Annotated in this window: 1 protein-coding gene; it reads left to right on the top strand. The window is 72.0% G+C overall.

What is annotated here, in order from left to right:
- Positions 1-114: 114 nt before the first annotated feature.
- The coding region (locus IHV25_RS10265; protein ID WP_192535030.1) for a hypothetical protein at positions 115-357 on the top strand (243 nt) is incomplete at its 3' end.

The following is a 357-nucleotide window of genomic DNA, read 5'->3' as shown; positions in this document are numbered from 1 at the left end:
GCGGCCATCGGCCTGCGGGCCACCTACCAGGGGCCGAAGCCCGGTCCTGGCCCTGGTCCCGGTCCGGGGCCCGGCCCCGGTCCTGGCCCCGTGCCGCCGTCTCCCTGGGAGGGCTTGACCCCGAACGAGATCGCAACGGCCGAAGCCATCGGCACCATGGCTCCGGGTCCGGTCCAGAACGCCATGATCAACGCATCGCGCAGCGAGGGCTTGCGCCTTCTGGATCTGTTCTCCGGCGACGGGCATGCCAACGTGGGGCACATGATCCGCCACGGCGCCCTGGAGCTCTCCCGCACCCTGATGAACACCCTGTCCGACATGGCGCCGTCCGTGGACGGGATGCCGGGCGGAGGCCGT

Origin of the sequence: Phaeovibrio sulfidiphilus, assembly GCF_014861485.1 — a bacterium.
Classification (GTDB): Bacteria; Pseudomonadota; Alphaproteobacteria; order Rhodospirillales; family Rhodospirillaceae; genus Phaeovibrio; species Phaeovibrio sulfidiphilus.
The sequence above is the reverse complement of the archived record's forward strand: the minus strand, read 5'-3'. Positions and strand labels throughout refer to the sequence as shown.